At 73.5% G+C, this 16963-nt stretch carries 16 protein-coding genes and 1 pseudogene; 7 read left to right on the forward strand and 10 right to left on the reverse strand.

Translation table 11 applies throughout. The features are described from left to right. Window positions 1–65 precede the first annotated feature (65 nt). The gene (locus AB0B39_RS00060; RefSeq protein ID WP_357573093.1) at window positions 66–1526 is read right to left on the reverse strand and encodes a phosphatidate cytidylyltransferase; all 1461 of its coding nucleotides are present in this window, start codon (window positions 1524–1526) and stop codon (window positions 66–68) included. 446 nt (window positions 1527–1972) lie between these two features. Between AB0B39_RS00060 and AB0B39_RS00065 the strand changes: the two genes are divergently transcribed. Further along, window positions 1973–2416, forward strand: a complete 444-nt coding sequence (locus AB0B39_RS00065; RefSeq protein ID WP_357498015.1) for a hypothetical protein — start codon at window positions 1973–1975, stop codon at window positions 2414–2416. A gap of 82 nt (window positions 2417–2498) precedes the next feature. Here AB0B39_RS00065 and frr read toward each other — a convergent pair whose 3' ends face one another. The 5 genes from frr to AB0B39_RS00090 all read right to left on the reverse strand — a co-directional run bounded on the left by frr (window position 2499) and on the right by AB0B39_RS00090 (window position 7379). Beyond that, complete coding sequence (gene frr / locus AB0B39_RS00070) at window positions 2499–3056, reverse strand: ribosome recycling factor (RefSeq protein WP_204943784.1); 558 nt, start codon at window positions 3054–3056, stop codon at window positions 2499–2501. Window positions 3057–3127: 71 nt separating this feature from the next. Beyond that, window positions 3128–3895 (reverse strand): UMP kinase, encoded by a 768-nt coding sequence (pyrH, locus tag AB0B39_RS00075; protein WP_357573094.1) that lies wholly within the window; start codon window positions 3893–3895, stop codon window positions 3128–3130. A gap of 162 nt (window positions 3896–4057) precedes the next feature. Next, window positions 4058–4885, reverse strand: coding sequence for a translation elongation factor Ts (gene tsf / locus AB0B39_RS00080; RefSeq protein ID WP_234584236.1), 828 nt, complete (start codon window positions 4883–4885; stop codon window positions 4058–4060). A gap of 137 nt (window positions 4886–5022) precedes the next feature. After that, window positions 5023–5922, reverse strand: a complete 900-nt coding sequence (gene rpsB / locus AB0B39_RS00085) for a 30S ribosomal protein S2 (protein ID WP_234584235.1) — start codon at window positions 5920–5922, stop codon at window positions 5023–5025. A gap of 311 nt (window positions 5923–6233) precedes the next feature. Continuing rightward, the gene (locus AB0B39_RS00090) at window positions 6234–7379 is read right to left on the reverse strand and encodes a hypothetical protein (RefSeq protein WP_357573095.1); all 1146 of its coding nucleotides are present in this window, start codon (window positions 7377–7379) and stop codon (window positions 6234–6236) included. 187 nt (window positions 7380–7566) lie between these two features. On the opposite strand from AB0B39_RS00090, the gene AB0B39_RS00095 reads away from it, so the two are divergent. The 5 genes from AB0B39_RS00095 to AB0B39_RS00115 all read left to right on the forward strand — a co-directional run bounded on the left by AB0B39_RS00095 (window position 7567) and on the right by AB0B39_RS00115 (window position 13183). Then, window positions 7567–7926: a YraN family protein gene (locus AB0B39_RS00095; protein WP_234584233.1), complete on the forward strand. Its 360-nt coding sequence runs from the start codon at window positions 7567–7569 to the stop codon at window positions 7924–7926. A gap of 30 nt (window positions 7927–7956) precedes the next feature. Beyond that, on the forward strand, window positions 7957–9477 hold the full coding sequence (locus tag AB0B39_RS00100; protein ID WP_357573096.1) for a YifB family Mg chelatase-like AAA ATPase: 1521 nt from the start codon (window positions 7957–7959) through the stop codon (window positions 9475–9477). After that, window positions 9474–10661 (forward strand): DNA-processing protein DprA, encoded by a 1188-nt coding sequence (dprA, locus tag AB0B39_RS00105; protein ID WP_357573097.1) that lies wholly within the window; start codon window positions 9474–9476, stop codon window positions 10659–10661. The genes AB0B39_RS00100 and dprA overlap by 4 nt, the downstream gene beginning before the upstream one ends. A 171-nt stretch (window positions 10662–10832) precedes the next feature. Beyond that, complete coding sequence (locus tag AB0B39_RS00110) at window positions 10833–11957, forward strand: tyrosine-type recombinase/integrase (protein ID WP_357573098.1); 1125 nt, start codon at window positions 10833–10835, stop codon at window positions 11955–11957. 44 nt (window positions 11958–12001) lie between these two features. Further along, window positions 12002–13183, forward strand: coding sequence for an aminotransferase class V-fold PLP-dependent enzyme (locus tag AB0B39_RS00115; protein ID WP_357573099.1), 1182 nt, complete (start codon window positions 12002–12004; stop codon window positions 13181–13183). 90 nt (window positions 13184–13273) lie between these two features. Here AB0B39_RS00115 and AB0B39_RS00120 read toward each other — a convergent pair. Next, a pseudogene (locus tag AB0B39_RS00120) lies at window positions 13274–13864 on the reverse strand (M23 family metallopeptidase); the annotation flags it as partial. A gap of 225 nt (window positions 13865–14089) precedes the next feature. On the opposite strand from AB0B39_RS00120, the gene AB0B39_RS00125 reads away from it, so the two are divergent. Further along, complete coding sequence (locus AB0B39_RS00125) at window positions 14090–15217, forward strand: sulfite oxidase (protein WP_357573100.1); 1128 nt, start codon at window positions 14090–14092, stop codon at window positions 15215–15217. A gap of 54 nt (window positions 15218–15271) precedes the next feature. Here AB0B39_RS00125 and AB0B39_RS00130 read toward each other — a convergent pair whose 3' ends face one another. The 3 genes from AB0B39_RS00130 to AB0B39_RS00140 are packed head-to-tail and all read right to left on the reverse strand — an operon-like array spanning window position 15272 to window position 16961. After that, window positions 15272–15595 carry a DUF2469 domain-containing protein gene (locus AB0B39_RS00130; RefSeq protein ID WP_007075222.1) on the reverse strand — a complete coding sequence of 108 codons (324 nt, stop codon included), beginning with the start codon at window positions 15593–15595 and terminating at the stop codon, window positions 15272–15274. Beyond that, a complete protein-coding gene (locus tag AB0B39_RS00135) occupies window positions 15592–16404 on the reverse strand; it encodes a ribonuclease HII (RefSeq protein ID WP_357498032.1) in 813 nt (270 codons plus the stop codon). Before AB0B39_RS00135 ends, AB0B39_RS00130 begins: the two co-directional genes overlap by 4 nt. Beyond that, window positions 16398–16961: an NUDIX domain-containing protein gene (locus AB0B39_RS00140; protein WP_357573101.1), complete on the reverse strand. Its 564-nt coding sequence runs from the start codon at window positions 16959–16961 to the stop codon at window positions 16398–16400. Before AB0B39_RS00140 ends, AB0B39_RS00135 begins: the two co-directional genes overlap by 7 nt. Between the last annotated feature and the right edge of the window lie 2 nt (window positions 16962–16963).

Here is a 16963-nt window from a genome sequence, read left to right on the forward strand (position 1 = left end):
CTGCGGAGGTGTGGAACCGACCCCGACCGCCGGTCGGCAACCCTCGGACCACCGTGATCCATGCCTCACCCCACCACCGGCACGAAGATCGCCAACAGCAGGTACGCGGTCGGCACCGCGAACAGGATCGAGTCCAACCGGTCCATCAGGCCGCCGTGCCCGGGCAGCAGGTTGCTCATGTCCTTGACCCCGAGGTCCCGCTTGATCATCGATTCGGCGAGATCGCCGAGGACCGCCGCACAGGAGACGGCCACCCCGAACACGGCACCCCACCAGGGGGCCACCTCGAACATCAGCCACAGCAGCAGGGCACTGCCCAGCGCCGCCGCGGTGACCGAGCCGGCGAAACCCTCCCAGGACTTCTTGGGGCTGATCGACGGGGCCATCGGGTGGCGGCCGAAGGAGACGCCGGCCGCGTACCCGCCGGTGTCGGAGAGGACCACCGCGATCAGCGTGGCCAGGATGCGCAGCCGGCCGTCGTCGGGGGCCGCCGCCAGCAACGCCGCGAAGCCACCGAGGAACGGCACGTAGACAGCGATCAGGGTGGCCGCGGTGAGATCCCGCTGGAAGCCGGCCGGGCCGTCGCCCAACCGCCAGACCATCGTGCCCAGCACGGTGACCAGCAGGCCAAGGCTGAGCGCGTCCGGACCGGCGAACCACGCCAGCCCGATGGTCAGCACGCCACCGGCGAGCAGCGGCACCAGCGGCGGGTGGGCGCCGCTGCGGCGGACCGCCCGGGCCATCTCCCAGATGCCCACCGCGATGGCGGCGGCGATCACCGGCAGGAACGCCAGCGGGTAGAAGACCAGCGGCACCACGATCAGCGCGCCGAGGCCGAGCCCGACCCCGATGGCCGCCGGCAGGTTCCGGCCGGCCCGCCCGGTGCCCACCTGCTGGGTCGCCGGCCGGTCGAGGCTGGCCCGTCGCCGGCCCCTCGGCCGCCGGCCCTTCGGGGGCTCCGGCTCGGTCACCGGGTCGTCGTCCGGCAGGATCTCCGCGCCGATGGGCGCGAGCTGCGCCGTCGGGAAACCGGCATCGTCGTCGAAGCGCGGCGGAACGTCACGGTCGTCGAAGTAGGGCGGCACGTCACCGTCGTCGAAGTGCGGCGGCGCGGCACTGTCGTCGTAACGCTGGCCGGCGCCCGGGTCGGCATAACGTGGCGCCGCGTCACCCGCTGGCGGGCGGTCGCCATAGCGGGCGGGGCGACCCCGGTCGTCGTACCTGTCAGACTGGTTCCGCTCGTCGTCGTAGCGATCCCGGTCGTCGAACCGGTCGCGCCGGTCCCGGTCGTCGAAGCGGTCCCGGTCGTCCGGGCGGACCGTCCGGCCGCGCTCGTCGTACGGGTCGGCCGGGTACGGATCGGCGTACGGGCGGGTTCGTGGCTCGGCGTACAACTCGGGCCCGGCTGTCGGACGGCGGCTCCACTGCCCCGCCTCGAGCTCCTGCTCGGGCCAGGGCAGGGCCACCGGGCGCTCGGGTCGGTCCCAGCCGCGCGGCTCGTCGGTGTAGGGGTCGGGGTGGGACATCACGCACCGCGACGCGGCACGAGTACCACCACATGACGCAAGACCACAAGCATCCCCTACACGCGCGACTGTGTTCCTCCGGCTCGACCGCCCCGACGGTCGGTCGATTCCCGGTGCGCACCGCCCGGTGGCCGGGAATCCTGCCGAGCCTACTGCACCGGCCGCCGGGGCGAGGCGGACGATGGCGCCAGTGGCCGCCGAGGCCCCTCGCGGGGTCGCGGTGGGCGGGGTCCGGCGAGTGGCCCACGCTGCCACGACGGCGACGGCCCGACGCCGGCCCGAGAACCGCGCCCCGCCGCCCGCCCGAGCGCCCCCGGCGCATCGACGCCTATCCGACCGAGCATCCGGGCGAACAGGGGATGACCCGCGCCACCCGTCGGTGGTCGGCTGTCGGTGTGCCGGCGTCCGCCGGCGGTCTGCACCACAGCAACGGGGAAGGAACATTCGTGCGCAGAATCAGCCTGGCGGTGCTGACGATGGCCGCCCTCGTCCTGACGGCGGCCCCACCGGCCACCGCGGCGACACGGAACGCCACCATCAGGATCGACCACCGCACCAGCGAGATCTACCTGTACGACGGGAGCCCCGACGGCACCGGGCCGGCGTTCCCGGCCGCCACCGCCCGGGGGGAGGTGCGCAACTGCCCGACCGGCGTGTACTTCCTGTCGGCGTCGCTGACCCAGGACGGCCTGCCGACCTACTGGGCCACCGGCGGCCTCGGCGCCGGCGAGATCGTCTGCGACGGCGGCACCGCCAGCATCTCGATGGGCTTCTACCGGGCCGACCCGGTGCTGCATCCGGGTCGGGCCACCGTGCGCTTCGAGCTGCACGACGCGTACGTCGGAACGACCCTGACCGAGACGACCCGTACCGTCCGGATCCCCCACTGACGCTCCGACGGCGCGAGGCCCGTCCCCGGATCGGGGGCGGGCCTCGCATCGGCTGCTCACCCGGCGGACGCCGGGTCGGGCCTCAGACCTCCAGCAGCTCGGTCTCCTTGTGCTTGACCAGGTCGTCGATGTTGGCGACGTAGCGCTGCGTCAGGTCGTCCAGTTCCTTCTCGGCGCGGCGACCGTCGTCCTCGCCGGCCTCGCCGTCCTTGACGATCCGGTCCAGCTCCTCCTTGCCACGGCGGCGGACGTTGCGGATCGCCACCTTGGCCTCCTCGCCCTTGTGCCGGGCCACCTTGATCATGTCGCGGCGGCGCTCCTCGGTCATCTGCGGGAGCAGGATGCGCAGCTGGTTGCCCTCGTTGTTCGGGTTCACCCCGAGGTCCGAGTCGCGGATCGCCTTCTCCATCGCGTTGATCTGCGAGTTGTCGTACGGCTTGATGATGGCCATCCGCGGCTCGGGAACCGCGATGGACGCCATCTGCGTCAACGGAGTGGGCGTGCCGTAGTAGTCGATGATGACCTTGGAGAACATGGCGGCGTTGGCGCGACCGGTACGGATCGCGCCGAACTCCTCCTTGGCGTGCTCAACGGCACGCTCCATCTTCTCCTCGGCCTCGAGGAGGGTGTCGTCGATCACCGGTCTCCTCGCCTCCTTCTGTGCTCGTCGTGGGCTCTGCTGAAAGTCGTCCGGGCCGCTGCCGGTCACGCTCAGGCGGTGATCAGGGTGCCGATCTTGTCGCCACCCACCGCGCGGATGATGGTGTCGTCACCCTGCGCGCCGAAGACCAACATCGGCAGGCCGTTCTCCATGCAGAGGCTGAACGCCGCGGCGTCGGCCACCCGCAGGTTGCGGCGCAGCACCTCGGAGAAGGTGATCGAGTCGAGCTTGCTGGCGGTGGGGTCGACCCGCGGATCGGCGGTGTACACGCCGTCCACGCCGTTCTTGCTCATCAGCACCACGTCGGCCCGGATCTCCAGCGCCCGCTGGGCGGCCACCGTGTCGGTGGAGAAGTACGGCATGCCCGCGCCGGCGCCGAAGATGACCACACGGCCCTTCTCCAGGTGCCGGATCGCCCGCAGCGGGATGTACGGTTCGGCGACCTGGGCCATCGTGATGGCGCTCTGCACCCGGGTCTCGATGCCTTCCTTCTCCAGGAAGTCCTGCAACGCGAGGCAGTTCATCACGGTGCCGAGCATGCCCATGTAGTCGGCGCGAGCGCGGTCCATCCCGCGCTTCTGCAGCTCCGCGCCACGGAAGAAGTTGCCCCCGCCGACCACCACGGAGACCTGCACGCCGCGGCGGACCACTGTGGCGATCTGCCGGGCGATGGCCTGCACGACGTCCGGGTCGACGCCGATCGCGCCGCCACCGAACACCTCACCCGAGAGCTTCAGCACCACCCGGCGGGCCCGCCCCGGCGGCGGCGCCGTCGGATCGTCCACCGCCAGCGTCCGGTCACTCACAACCTGCGTCATCCGCCCCGCCTTCCCCCACGCGCACGCCCCGCGCGACGCGTTACCGCGAACCTGCCGCTGCCGACCCTATGTGACGAGGAGGCCGCGGTGCCTGTCACGTACACCGGCGGCCTCCTCGTCGACGTTTCCTGCCCACGGGCGCGCGCGGCGCCCGGTGGCGGCTCAGGCCTGGCCGACCTCGAACCGCACGAAGCGGGTGACCTCGATACCGGCCTCGGCCAGCATCTGCTTCACCGTCTTCTTGTTGTCGGCCACGGACGACTGCTCGACGAGGACGTAGTCCTTGAAGAAGGAGTTCACCCGACCCTCGACGATCTTCGGCAGGGCCGCCTCGGGCTTGTTCTCCTCGCGGGCGGTCTGCTCGGCGATGCGCCGCTCGGACTCGACGACCTCGGCCGGAACCTCGTCCCGGGTGAGGTACTTCGGCCGCATCGCGGCGATCTGCATGGCGACACCACGGGCGTCAGCGTCGCCCGCCTCGTCGGACTTGCCGGTGTACGACACCAGCACGCCGACGGCCGGCGGCAGGTCCTGCGCCTTGCGGTGCAGGTAGACCGCGGTGGTGCCCTCGACCTTGGCGAAGCGGTTCAGCACCAGCTTCTCGCCGATCTTGGCGGACTGCTCCTGGACCAGGTCCGCGACGACCTTGCCGTCCAGCTCGGAGGCGAGCAGCTCCTCGGCGTTGTTCACGCCGGAACGCTCGCCGTGCTCCACCAGCTGCTGGGCCAGCGCGATGAACGACTCGGTCTTGGCGACGAAGTCGGTCTCGCAGTTGAGCTCGAGCAGCGCCTTGCCGGAGTGGGCGACCAGGCCGTTGGCGGCCGTACGACCGGCCCGCTTGCCGACATCCTTGGCGCCCTTGACGCGCAGGATCTCGATGGCCTTGTCGAAGTCGCCCTCGGCCTCGGTCAGCGCCTTCTTGCTGTCCATCATGCCGGCGCCGGTGAGGTCGCGGAGCTTCTTGACGTCCGCGGCGGTGATTTGGGACATGGCTCTCTCTTCGGTGTTGAGACGGCGTGTGGATGGTCAGAGGTGCCGGTTACCCGGATCCGGGCGGATCGTGCCCGGCGTACCGCCGCTGCCCGCCGTCCGCGGAAAAACGGACGGACGGGCAGCGACGGTGCGGGTCACTCCGCGGTGGCGGCCGCCGGCTGCTCGGTGGCGGCCTGCGCCGGCTGCTCCGGAGCGGGCTGCTCGGCGGCGGCAGCGGCGGGCTGCTCGGCCGGGGCGGCCGACTCGTCGGCCTTCTTCGGCTCCAGCAGCTCGCGCTCCCACTCGGCCAGCGGCTCGTCGCTCGCGACGCCCTCGGGCTTCTCGTCCCCGCCCCGGCGACGACCGGACCGCGCGATCAGACCGTCCGCGACGGCGGCCGCGACCACGCGGGTCAGCAGCTCGGCGGAGCGGATCGCGTCGTCGTTGCCCGGGATCGGGAAGTCGACCTCGTCCGGGTCGCAGTTGGTGTCGAGAACGGCGATCACCGGGATGCCCAGCTTGCGGGCCTCGTCGACGGCGATGTGCTCCTTCTTGGTGTCGACGATCCAGACCGCGGCCGGCAGCTTCTGCATGTCCCGCAGACCACCCAGCGTGCGGGTCAGCTTGATCTTCTCGCGGGAGAGCTGCAGGGTCTCCTTCTTGGTGTAACCGGCGGCGGTGCCGCTGAGGTCACCCAGGCCCTCCAGCTCCTTCATCCGCTGGAGGCGCTTGTACACGGTCTGGAAGTTGGTCAGCATGCCACCGAGCCAGCGGTGGTTGACGTACGGCTGACCGACCCGGGTCGCCTGCTCGGCGATGGCCTCCTGGGCCTGCTTCTTGGTGCCGACGAAGAGGATGCTGCCACCCTCCGCGACGGTCCCACGCACGAACTCGTACGCCTTCTCGATGTAGTCGAGAGTCTGGCGCAGGTCGATGATGTAGATGCCGTTGCGCTCGGTCATGATGAAGCGCTTCATCTTCGGGTTCCAACGCCGGGTCTGGTGCCCGAAGTGGACACCGCTCTCCAGCAGCTGGCGCATGGTCACGACGGCCATGGGTGGGGTACTCCTCAAGATCCCTGGTTGTCACGCCCGGCCGGTGGCCGGGCGTCCTGGCGCCTGGTCGCCGGCCCATGGTGGGCCCGATCAAGATCGGGACCAGGGAGGCCGTCGCTTCACGACGATTCGTGAAGAGGGCACGCGAGGTCGACCGCGCGAGGCGGTCGCCAGTTGGCCAGTGTACGCCCCTCCCCCGCCCGACGACCTCCGGGTGCAGCGCGGGCGGGGCTGCCAGGCGGGGCCCGCCGGGCCGGCTGCCAGGCGGGGCCCGCCGGCGGGTCTGTCGGGCGGAGCTGTGCGGGTGGAACTCAGCCGGCGGCGAGGGCGGCGGCGACGAAGAGCACCAGGCCGACGGTCAGGTACGCCGTCGGAGGACGCAGCCATCCCCGTCCGCCGTCGGAAAGCGCCAGTCCGCCGGTTCTGAGTCCGTACAGCCCCGCTGCGAAGATCGGCAGCCCGGCTACCAGGCAGATGCCCACCACGACGTTGCCAGCGTCCAGCGGGTCGCCGGTCACGCCCGCCAGCAACACCCGCAGCGCGGGGATCTCGAAAATCAACGCCAGCAGGGCGAAGAGCGCGGCCAACGCCGGGCGACGGGTCCGGTAGACACCGTCGGCCGGCTGGGGGTACACCGGCGGCTCGCCGGCGGACAGGTCGGGCCGCGGGCCGATCCCCGGCATCGGGCCGGTCGGCATCTCCAGCGGGTGCGGCTGCTCCCCGCCGCCCCGGGTCGGCTCGATGATCGGATATCCGGCGAGCGGGGCGGGCCGGGCCTGATCGGCGAGCACACCGGCCGCCGGCGTGGCGTCCCGGGCCACCTCGGGCGTGGCCGGGCTCAGCGGCTCTCGGGCGGCCCGGCGGCCGGGCAGCTCCCCGGAGATCTCCGAGGGGTCCCGATCCGCCCTGCGGGAGCGGGTCGCCCGGTAACCGTCCCCCTCCGTACGCGCGTCACCAAGCGGGTCGACAGCGCCGAAGCGTCCGGAGTCGGCCTCGCCGCTGCCGAACATCCCCGCTTGGGCGTCGACGGCGCCGAACCGCCCCGAGTCCGACTCGGGCGGGCCACCGAAACGGCCGGCGTCCACCGCGCTCAGACGGCCGGAGTCCGACTCCGGCGGGCCACCGAAACGGCCCGAGTCCACCACGTTCAGACGGCCGGAGTCCGACTCCGGCGGGCCACCGAAGCGGCCCGCGTCCACCGCGCCGAAGCGGCCCGAGCCCGGTTCCGGGATGGCGCCGAAGGGAGCCGGATCCGGCTCACGGCGTCGACCGATGCCGGTGTCCTCGAGGGATCGACCGTCTTCGCCGCCGCGCTGCTCGGGGATCTCGCTGTCCCGGTATCGCGGCTCACCCATGCCGCGCCACTCGGAATCGCCGTAACCGCGACCCCGCTCGTCGGGGTACCAGCGCGACTCCTGATCTTCCGGAAAGCTCCGTCGTCCGTCCACGTCAGGCACCGTATGCGACCGGCCACGTCCGCGCCATTTCAGCCCGGTCGGCCGGTGAAGGGCGCAGCTCCTCGTCCGGGTCGCTGCATAACACGGCGCGGGCTTGATCGTCCGGTTGTCCACAGGACGCCCGTCGTCCACAGCCGGGCCGTCGCGGGGTCGCGACGCGCGCACTCGGACGGGCACCGTCGCGGCCATGACGAAGCGGAACCAGGCGGTCGGCGCGTACGGCGAGCGGTGTGCCGCCCGGCACCTCAGCGAGGCGGGGCTACGCCCGATCGCCCGGAACTGGCGCTGCCCGCAAGGCGAGATCGACATCATCGCCTGGGACGGGCCGGTGCTCGCGTTCTGCGAGGTGAAGACACGTCGGGGCGACGTGTTCGGCACACCGGCCGAAGCTGTCGTACCAGCCAAGGCCCGTCGCCTGCGCGGGCTCGCCGCGATCTGGCTCGCCGAGACCGGCACCAGCGCCGACGAGGTGCGGTTCGACGTGCTGTCGGTACGACTGCCCGCCGCCGGTCCCGCGCAGGTCGACCACCTCAAGGGCGCGTTCTGAGATGCGCCGCCGACGGATCGGTGACGCGTCATGAGCTACGCGAAGGTGCTCTGCGTGGGGCTGGTCGGCGTCAACGGCCACCTCGTCGAGGTCGAGGCGGACCTGGCCGCCGGCCTGCCGGCCGTGGTGATCTCCGGTCTGCCGGACACGGCCCTGCACGAGGCCCGCGACCGGGTCCGGGCCGCAGTGGTCAACTCCGGCCAACGCTGGCCCAACCGGCGGATCACGCTGAACCTGCTGCCGGCAACGCTGCCGAAGTTCGGCTCGGCGTTCGATCTGGCGATCGCCGCCGCGCTGCTGGGCGGCTCGGGTGAGCTGCCGCTGCTCCCGCTGGAGGGGGTGGTGGTCCTCGGCGAGCTGGGCCTGGACGGCACGGTCCGGCCGGTGCGCGGGGTGCTGCCGATGGTCGCCGCAGCGGCCAAGGCCGGCGTCGACCGGGTCATCGTGCCGACCGGCAACGCCGCCGAGGCCGCGGTCATCCCCGGCGTACGGGTGCGGGCGGTGGACACGCTGCACCGGCTGGTCGCCTTCGTCCGCGACGGCAGCCCACTCATCGAACCACCGTCGGACACCCCGGAACCGGTTCCCGGCGGCCCCGACCTCGCCGAGGTCGCCGGGCAGCAGCTGGGTCGGCGGGCGCTGGAGGTCGCCGCGGCGGGCGGGCACCACATCGCGCTGCTCGGCCCTCCGGGCGCCGGCAAGACGATGCTGGCCGAGCGGCTGCCGTCACTCCTGCCCGAGCTGGACGACGACGCGGCGCTGGAGGTGACCGCGCTGCACTCGGTCGCCGGGCTGCTGCCACCGGGTGGTCGACTGCTGCGCCGCCCGCCGTTCCAGGCGCCGCACCACACGGCGACGATCCCGTCCCTCGTCGGCGGCGGTTCCGGGCTGGCCCGCCCCGGCGCGGTGTCGCTGGCCCACCGCGGGGTGCTGTTCCTGGACGAGGCGCCGGAGTTCAGCAAGGGCGCGCTGGAGGCGCTGCGCCAGCCACTGGAAAACGGTCGCATCCTGCTGAGCCGCAGCGGGGGCGGCACCGAATACCCGGCCCGGACCCAACTGGTGCTGGCCGCCAATCCGTGCCCGTGCGCGAAGCCGTCCGGTGACGCGTACTGCGAGTGCTCGCCGCTGGTGCGCCGTCGCTACCTGAGCCGGCTCTCCGGGCCGCTGCTCGACCGGATCGACGTGCAGGTGCGGCTGATGCCGGTCCGGGCGGCGGAGCTGATGGCGTCCGTCGGCGACGCCGAGTCATCGGCCACTGTCGCCGCCCGGGTCGCGGCGGCCCGCCGCGCGGCCGCCGCCCGCTGGGCAAGCCTCGGGCGGCGACTCAACGCCGAGGTGGACGGGCCGCTCCTGCGCCGCCCACCGTGGCGGCTCCCGGCGCCGGTGACCGCCGAGCTGCGCGGCCGACTCGACTCCGGCTCGCTCTCGGCGCGGGGCTTCGACCGGGTGATCCGGATGGCCTGGACCATCGCGGACCTGGACGGCCGGGACCGGCCGGACCGCGACGACGTACGAGAGGCGATCCAACTACGAACGGGGGAGGCGGCATGAGCGCCGACGAGGAGAGCAGGCTGGCCCGGGTGGCGCTGACCTGGTTGGCCGAGCCGGGCACCCGGGCGGTGCACCAACTGGTCGACCGGCTCGGTCCGGTCGCGACACTGGATCTGTTGCTCGACGGCGGCAGCCCCGACGGCTGGCTGCACAGCACGGTGGCCGCCCGGTCGGCCGCCGGTGACGCGCGGGCGGTCGCCGCCGAGGCGTTGGCGAGGGCCGACCGGCTCGGCGCCCGCCTGGTCACCCCCGACGACGCGGAGTGGCCGGTCCGGGTGGCCGGCCTGAAGACGCTCCGGCTGCCGAACGCCATCCGCCGGGTGGACGGCGAGACCGCGCCGCCGCTCTGCTTCTGGGTACGCGGGGCCTGGGACCTGGGCGAGGCGCTGGAGCGCTCGGTGGCGGTGGTCGGCGCGCGGGCGGCCACCGGTTACGGCCAGCACGTCGCCACCGAACTGGGGTACGGGCTGGCCGAGCGGGACTGGACAGTGGTCTCCGGCGGCGCGTTCGGCATCGACGCGGCAGCCCACCGGGGTGCCCTCAACGCGGGCGGGTTGACCGTCGCGGTGCTGGCCTGCGGGGTGGACCGGCCGTATCCGATGGGCAACACCGCGCTCTTCGACCGGATCGCCGACACGGGGCTGCTGGTCAGCGAGTGGCCACCCGGCGCCGAGCCGCTGCGTCCCCGGTTCCTGATCCGCAACCGGGTCATCGCCGGGGGCACCCTCGGCACCGTCGTGGTGGAGGCGTCGGCGCGCAGCGGCGCGACGCAGACCGCCCGGCGGGCCATCCACACCGGGCGGGTCGCGATGGTCGTGCCCGGGCCGGTGACCTCGGCGATGTCCGTCGGGGCACACGAGTTGCTCCGCGAGTGCGCCGAGGTGCGGCTGGTCACCGGGGTGGCGCACGTGCTCGAGGAGGTGGGCCGGGTCGGCGCGGACCTGGCCCCGCTGGCCCGTGGCCCGCAGCGGCCGACAGACGCCTTGGACGACGACGCCCGATCCCTGCTGGAGGCGTTGCCCCGCCGGGGCGTACGAGGTGTGGACGCGCTCGCCGCCCGAGCCGGCGTGACCGTGCGTACCGCGCTGCGCAAGCTGTCGTTGCTGGAGGAGCTGTCCATGGTGGTGCGCCGCGACGACGGTTACGCCCTTGTCCCGCCAACCGGCTCGAAGGGCGGCGCCTGAGCAGACGCAGCACCATCGCGGTGCCCGGCCGTCGGGTGTGGCGACACCGGCACCAGAGTGGCGAGCGTTGTGCGGCTCGCGGCCGTACGCTGGTGCCGTGCCAGCTGTCAGTGGGGGTGCACACGCCGCGCGGGGGGCAGCAACCGCGACGCCGCCCTGGGCGCGACTGCCGTGAGCCGGTCCCGCCGGGGCACCCGGGCCACCCACCAGGCGCTGCCGCCGGCGCTGCGGGACGCGGTCGACGACTTCGCCGAGCACCTCGCCCAGGTCCGCAACCGGTCGGCGCACACCGTCCGCGCGTACGTCACCGATGTGGTCACGTTGCTCGACCACGCCGTGCGGATGGGCTGCCTGGAGCTGGCCGAGCTGGACCTGTCGGTGCTGCGGAGCTGGCTGGCCCGGCAGCGGACCACGGGTGCCGCCCGTACGTCGCTGGCCCGTCGGGCCGCCTCGGCGCGGGCGTTCAGCGCGTGGGCGCACCGCGCCGGGTTGCTCCCGACCGACGTGGGCGCGGCACTGGCCAGCCCTCGTGCTCACCGGGAGTTGCCCAGCGTCCTGCGCGCCGACCAGGCCGCAGCCCTGGTGGAGGCACCGTCCCGGCAACCGACGCCCGCGCACGGCACGACCGCGACGGAAGCAGCCGCGCACAGCGGGACCACGACGGCAACGCCCGCGCCCGACGCGGCCACGACGGCAACGCCCGCGCACGACCCTGCCACGACGGCAACGCCTGCCCACAGCACGACTGCGACGGGAGCCGTCGGCGAGGCGCCGGATGCCGCAGCCGCCGAGGCGGTGCTGTTGCGCGACCGGGTTCTGCTGGAGCTGCTCTACGCCACCGGCGTGCGGGTCAGCGAGGCGTGCGGACTGGACGTCGGGGACGTCGACCACGGCCGCCGGGTGATCCGGGTGTTCGGCAAGGGCGGCCGGGAGCGCTCGGTGCCGTACGGGGTGCCCGCGCAGCGGGCGTTGGACGAGTGGTTACGCCGGGGCCGACCGCTGGTGGCGGGCGCCCGCTCCGGCGACGCGCTGCTGCTCGGGGCGCGCGGTGGCCGGCTCAACCCGACGACGGCGCGACAGATCGTCGGCGGGTACGCCGAGACGGCCGGCCTTCCGCGGACCAGCCCGCACGGGCTGCGCCACTCCGCCGCCACTCATCTGCTGGAGGGCGGGGCCGACCTGCGCGCCGTGCAGGAGTTGCTCGGCCACTCGTCGCTGGCCAGTACGCAGATCTACACCCACGTCTCGGTGGAGCGGCTGCGCGCCGCCTACCGGCAGGCACATCCCCGCGCCTGATCAAGGGCCCAGGGGCCGGACCGCTCGACGGTTACGATCATCGGGTGAGCGTCCCGCAGCCACCCGAGCCGATCCCGGGCGCCCGCCTGCTCTTCTCCCTGGACCCGGCGGTCAGCCATCTCAACCACGGATCGTTCGGCGCGGTGCCGATCGGCGTGCAGCGAGTCCAGCAGCGGCTGCGCGACGAGATGGAGGCCAACCCGCTGCGCTTCTTCACCCAGGGGCTCGCCGACCGGATCGCGCACACCCGCCGGCACCTCGCCGGGTTCCTGGGCGCCGACCCGGAGGGCAGCGCGCTGATCGGAAACACCACCACCGGCGTCGCCGTGGTGCTGCAGTCGGTGGGCCTGCGACCCGGTGACGAGGTGCTCAGCACCGACCACGGGTACGGGGCGGTGAGCCTGGCCATCCAGCGGGAGTGCCGGCGCACCGGCGCGGTCAGCCGCGTCCTGCCGATCCCGCTGGCCGCCACCGACGAAGAGATCGTGCAGATCATCCGGGCCGGCCTGCGCCCGGGGCGGACGCGGCTGCTCGTCGTCGACCAGCTCACCTCCGCCACCGCCCGGCTCTTCCCGATCGCCGCCATCGTCGGGGCGGCCCACGAGAGCGGGGTGCCCGTTCTGGTGGACGCGGCACACGCCCCCGGGATGCTGGCCACCACCGTCGCGAGCATCGGCGCGGACTTCTGGGCGGGCAACCTGCACAAGTGGGGGTACGCCCCGCGCGGCACTGCCCTGCTGGTGGTCGCCCCCCAGTGGCGGGAGCGGATCGAGCCGCTGGTGGTCTCGTGGGAGCAGGAAGCCGGCTTCCCGGCCCGGCTCGAATGGCAGGCCACGCTCGACTACACCTCCTGGCTGGCCGCCCCGGCGGGACTGTTCACGCTGCGCAGCCTCGGCGTCGACCGGGTACGGGCGCACAACGCCGCGCTCGCCGCGTACGGCCAGCGGGTGGTGGGGGACGCGCTGGGGGTGGCCCCCGCTGATCTGCCCGACCCCGGCGGGCCGGCTGTGGCTCTCCGCCTCATTCCGCTGCCGCCCGGCACGGGCACCACGATCGACGCGGCTCGGGCGTTGCAGACCCGGATCGGCGAGCGGCTCGCCGCCGAGGTCGCGGTGATGAGTTGGAACGGCCGCGGATGGCTGCGGCTCACCGGTCAGGTCTACAACGCCGCCGACGAGTACGAACGGCTGGCCGTTCGGCTGCCGGCGTTGCTCGCCCAGCGCTGACCCGCTCCCGCCCGGACCGAGCGGGAGCGGACGCACCGAAATCGGGGCGCCGGGAAGCAGGTGCGCCGGAAGTAGGTGCGCCGGAAGCGGGTCCGCCGGGAGCAGCCGCACCCGGCCGAGGCCGAGCAGGGAGAGGGGGTCGAGATACTCCTCGCCCCGCCGCAGGCCCCAGTGCAGGCACGCCTGCGACGGGCAACCCGGGTGCCCGGGCAGCAGTTCGCCCAGCGGCGTGCCGGCGGTGACCGGCTGGCCGGGGCGTACGGCGGGTTGGACCGGCTCGTAGGTGGTCCGCAGCCCGTCGGCGTGCCCGACGGTGACGACCGGTCGGCCGGCCACCAGGCCGGCGAAGAGCACGGTGCCCGGCCCGGCGCTGCGGACCGCCGCTCCGGGCGGGGCGGCCAGGTCGACGCCACGGTGGCCGGGCAGCCACGGTCGGGGCGGCGGGTCGAACCGGCGCACCGGACGAGGTGGCCCGTCGAGGGGCCAGCGGAACCGCCCGGCAGGCACTGGTCCAGGCGCCGGGTCGGTCACGGCCGCGACCGGCACGGTTGGCGTCGGTGGTTGGCCGGGCACCGCCGCGACCAGCACCGCCAGCCCGCAGAGCTGGACGGTCAGTGCGAGCGGGAGCGCGGCGCAGAGCAGCAGCGTGCGGCGGATCCGATCGTCGGGTGGCGGTCGCATGACGGCAGCCTCCGGCGAAGGCTGGGCCGTCCGCCAGCCCGGCTGACGAAGCTGTGGACAACCGGGGGTCCTGTGGACGACCACCGAACCGCCCGATGATCTGTTATGGGAACGCTGTCCCGACCCGACGCACAGCGGACCAGGTCACCACCGCCGGGCCGGAACAAAGGGCCTAGGCTGGGCCGCGTACGGCGGGTGGCGCCGTCTGCACCGGGGAGGCCTCGCATGACCACTGTCGATGACCGGACGCCGACGGTGGCGGACGTGAGCGGCCCGTCGCGGCTCGCCGAGCCCGACGAGGCGATCAGTGCCGAGGAGTTGCAGCTCGCCGCCCGCAACCACGGCCTTCCGCTGGAGGCGCTGCGGTACGACGTGACCCCCGCCGGGCTGCACTACCTGCTGATCCACTACGACATCCCGGAGGTCGACGCGGCGGCGCACGCGTTGACCGTCGGGGGCGCGGTGGACCGTGCGCTGACCGTCACCCTCGCCGACCTGCGCGCGCGACCCCGTGTCACCCACCGGGTCACGATGGAGTGCGCCGGCAACGGCCGGGCCCTGCTGCACCCCCGGCCGGTGAGCCAGCCCTGGCTGGTCGAGGCGGTCGGCAACGCCGAGTGGACCGGCACGCCCCTCGCTCCGCTGCTACGCGAGGCGGGCCTGGGCGCGGACGCGGTCGACGTGGTCTTCACCGGTGCCGACCATGGCGTCGAGCGCGGTGTCGAGCAGGACTACCAGCGGGCGCTGTCGGTGACCGACGCGCTGCGCGAGGAGGTGCTGCTGGCGTACGAGATGAACGGGGCTCCCCTGCTGCCGCAGCACGGCGCCCCGCTGCGGCTGATCGTGCCGGGCTGGTACGGCATGGCGCACGTGAAGTGGCTGCGCTCGATCGAGGTCCGGACGGAGCCGTTCGAGGGCTACCAGAACGCGGAGGCGTACCGGCTGCGGCGCGACGCCGACGACCCGGGCGTGCCGGTCACCCGGATCGAGCCGCGCGCGCTGGTCCGCCCGCCGGGCTTTCCCGACTTCATGACGCGCCGTCGGCTGCTCCCGGCAGGACCCTGCACTGTGGACGGGCGGGCCTGGTCGGGCCACGCGCCGGTGGTCGCGGTGGAGGTCAGCGTCGACGGCGGTGCGAACTGGGCGCCGGCCGAGCTGGACCCGGCGGCGGGCGGGGAGTTCGCGTGGCGGCGGTGGCGGTACGAGTGGACGGCGACGCCCGGCCGGTACGTGCTCAGCGCGCGGGCGACCGACGCGTCCGGGCGGACCCAGCCGGTCGAGCAGCCGTGGAATCGTGGCGGCTTCGCCAACAACCTGGTGCAGCGCGTCGAGGTTGTGGTGCCGGCCGAGTGACCGGCGCGTCGGGCCGCGCCACGGATGGGGGGACCGTGGCGTGGCCGAGGGTCGTCAGCCGCCGAAGCCGGAGTCGGCGGGCAGCGAGATGTCGGGCTTCTCCAGCTCTTCGACGTTGACGTCCTTGAAGGTCATCACTCGGACGTTCTTCACGAAGCGGGCAGGACGATACATGTCCCACACCCAGGCGTCGTGCATCTCGACCTCGAAGTAGACCTCGCCGTCGGAGTTACGCACGTGCAGGTCGACCTGGTTGGCCAGGTAGAACCGGCGTTCCGTCTCCACCACGTAGGAGAACTGGCGGACAATGTCGCGGTACTCCCGGTAGAGCTGCAGCTCCATCTCGGTCTCGTACTTTTCGAGATCTTCCGCGCTCATCGCACTCCGCCTTCCATGACCACATCTTCCCCCACCGGCGCCGGAGGCCGAGGCTGCTCGCCCAACGCCACGCCGACGGTACCCCCTGACGCCCAGGAGCGCTCCATCGGCTCGTCCGACGCCGGGCCGACGGGCCGTCGGGCGCGCGGCGGCCGGCCGTCGCGGCCGGAGACCGCGGCGACATTGATGTACGAGAAGCGGTGCTCCCGGCACGGTCCGTGCTCCCGCAGCGCCGCGCTGTGCTCCGGGGTGATGTAGCCCTTGTGTTCGGCGAAGCCGTACGCCGGGAACACCCCGTCCAGCTCCACCATGATCCGGTCTCGGGTGACCTTGGCGAGCACGCTGGCCGCCGCCACACACGCGGCCACCCGGTCACCCTTCCAGACCGCCAGCCCCGGCACGCCCAGGCCGTCCACGCCGAAGCCGTCGGTCAGCACGTACTCCGGCCGGGTCGTGAGCGAGGCGAGCGCCCGGCGCATCGCTGCCAGGTTGCACACGTGCAGCCCCCGGGAGTCGACCTCGTCGGCCGGAATGACCACCACGGCGTACGCCAGGGCGCGGTCCACGACCTCGGCGTACACCCGCTCCCGGCTGGCCGGGGTGAGCAGCTTGGAGTCGGCCAGCCCGTCGATCTCGCCGCGTCGCCCCTCCGGCAGCACCGCCGCGGCGGCGACCAGTGGGCCGGCGCAGGCCCCCCGACCGGCTTCGTCGGCGCCGGCCACGTGCCGGAACCCGCGCCGTTGCAGCGCCCGTTCGAGCGCGTACAGGCCTGCCTCCCGGCGTACGACGGTGCGCGGCGGGGTCAGCACGACGCCTCGACGGCCGGCGGCAGGAGCCGGGCCAGCAGGTCGGGCAGCTCGGGCGGGTAGTACCGGTCGCCGCTGGCGGCCAGCTCGGCCGGCAGCCACCAGCGGTGGCCGGCGATGCTGCGCTGCTCGACGTCGTTGAAGCCGACGGTGTCGACCTGCCACGACGGCACCCGGAACAGGAAGAAATCCTGCTCCTGGCGGTACCAGTCGCCGTCGAACGGAAACTCGGTCGTGTCGGACCAGACGGGCTCGCCCAGCTCGGCGGGATCGACCCGCAGCCCGGTCTCCTCGGCGAGCTCCCGTGCCGCGCCGGCCGACGGGGACTCCGCCTCGTCGAGCCCGCCGCCGGGAGTGAACCAGTAGCGGTGCTCCGGGCAGGCCGGGTCGAAGCCGTGGAACAGCAGGACCCGGCCGACCGCGTCGACGAGCAGCACCCGTGCCGCGCGTCGAGGGGTGTAGACACGATTGGCACTGTTCACGCCTGCGGGGCTCGCAAGCTCACTCCTCGCGCTCACGGTCACCGCACCAGCCTGCCAGACGTGCGGCCGATCGCCCATGC

Source organism: Micromonospora sp. NPDC049114 (assembly GCF_040648635.1).
In the GTDB taxonomy this organism is placed as follows: Bacteria; Actinomycetota; Actinomycetes; order Mycobacteriales; family Micromonosporaceae; genus Micromonospora.

Coding starts and splice junctions, on each gene's coding strand:
- AB0B39_RS00060 (WP_357573093.1), bottom strand. CDS start 1,526: ATGTCCCACCCCGACCCCTACACCGACGAGCCGCGCGGCTGGGACCGA.
- pyrH (WP_357573094.1), bottom strand. CDS start 3,895: ATGACGCAGGTTGTGAGTGACCGGACGCTGGCGGTGGACGATCCGACG.
- tsf (WP_234584236.1), bottom strand. CDS start 4,885: ATGTCCCAAATCACCGCCGCGGACGTCAAGAAGCTCCGCGACCTCACC.
- rpsB (WP_234584235.1), bottom strand. CDS start 5,922: ATGGCCGTCGTGACCATGCGCCAGCTGCTGGAGAGCGGTGTCCACTTC.
- AB0B39_RS00095 (WP_234584233.1), top strand. CDS start 7,567: ATGACGAAGCGGAACCAGGCGGTCGGCGCGTACGGCGAGCGGTGTGCC.
- AB0B39_RS00100 (WP_357573096.1), top strand. CDS start 7,957: ATGAGCTACGCGAAGGTGCTCTGCGTGGGGCTGGTCGGCGTCAACGGC.
- dprA (WP_357573097.1), top strand. CDS start 9,474: ATGAGCGCCGACGAGGAGAGCAGGCTGGCCCGGGTGGCGCTGACCTGG.
- AB0B39_RS00125 (WP_357573100.1), top strand. CDS start 14,090: ATGACCACTGTCGATGACCGGACGCCGACGGTGGCGGACGTGAGCGGC.
- AB0B39_RS00130 (WP_007075222.1), bottom strand. CDS start 15,595: ATGAGCGCGGAAGATCTCGAAAAGTACGAGACCGAGATGGAGCTGCAG.
- AB0B39_RS00140 (WP_357573101.1), bottom strand. CDS start 16,961: ATGGGCGATCGGCCGCACGTCTGGCAGGCTGGTGCGGTGACCGTGAGC.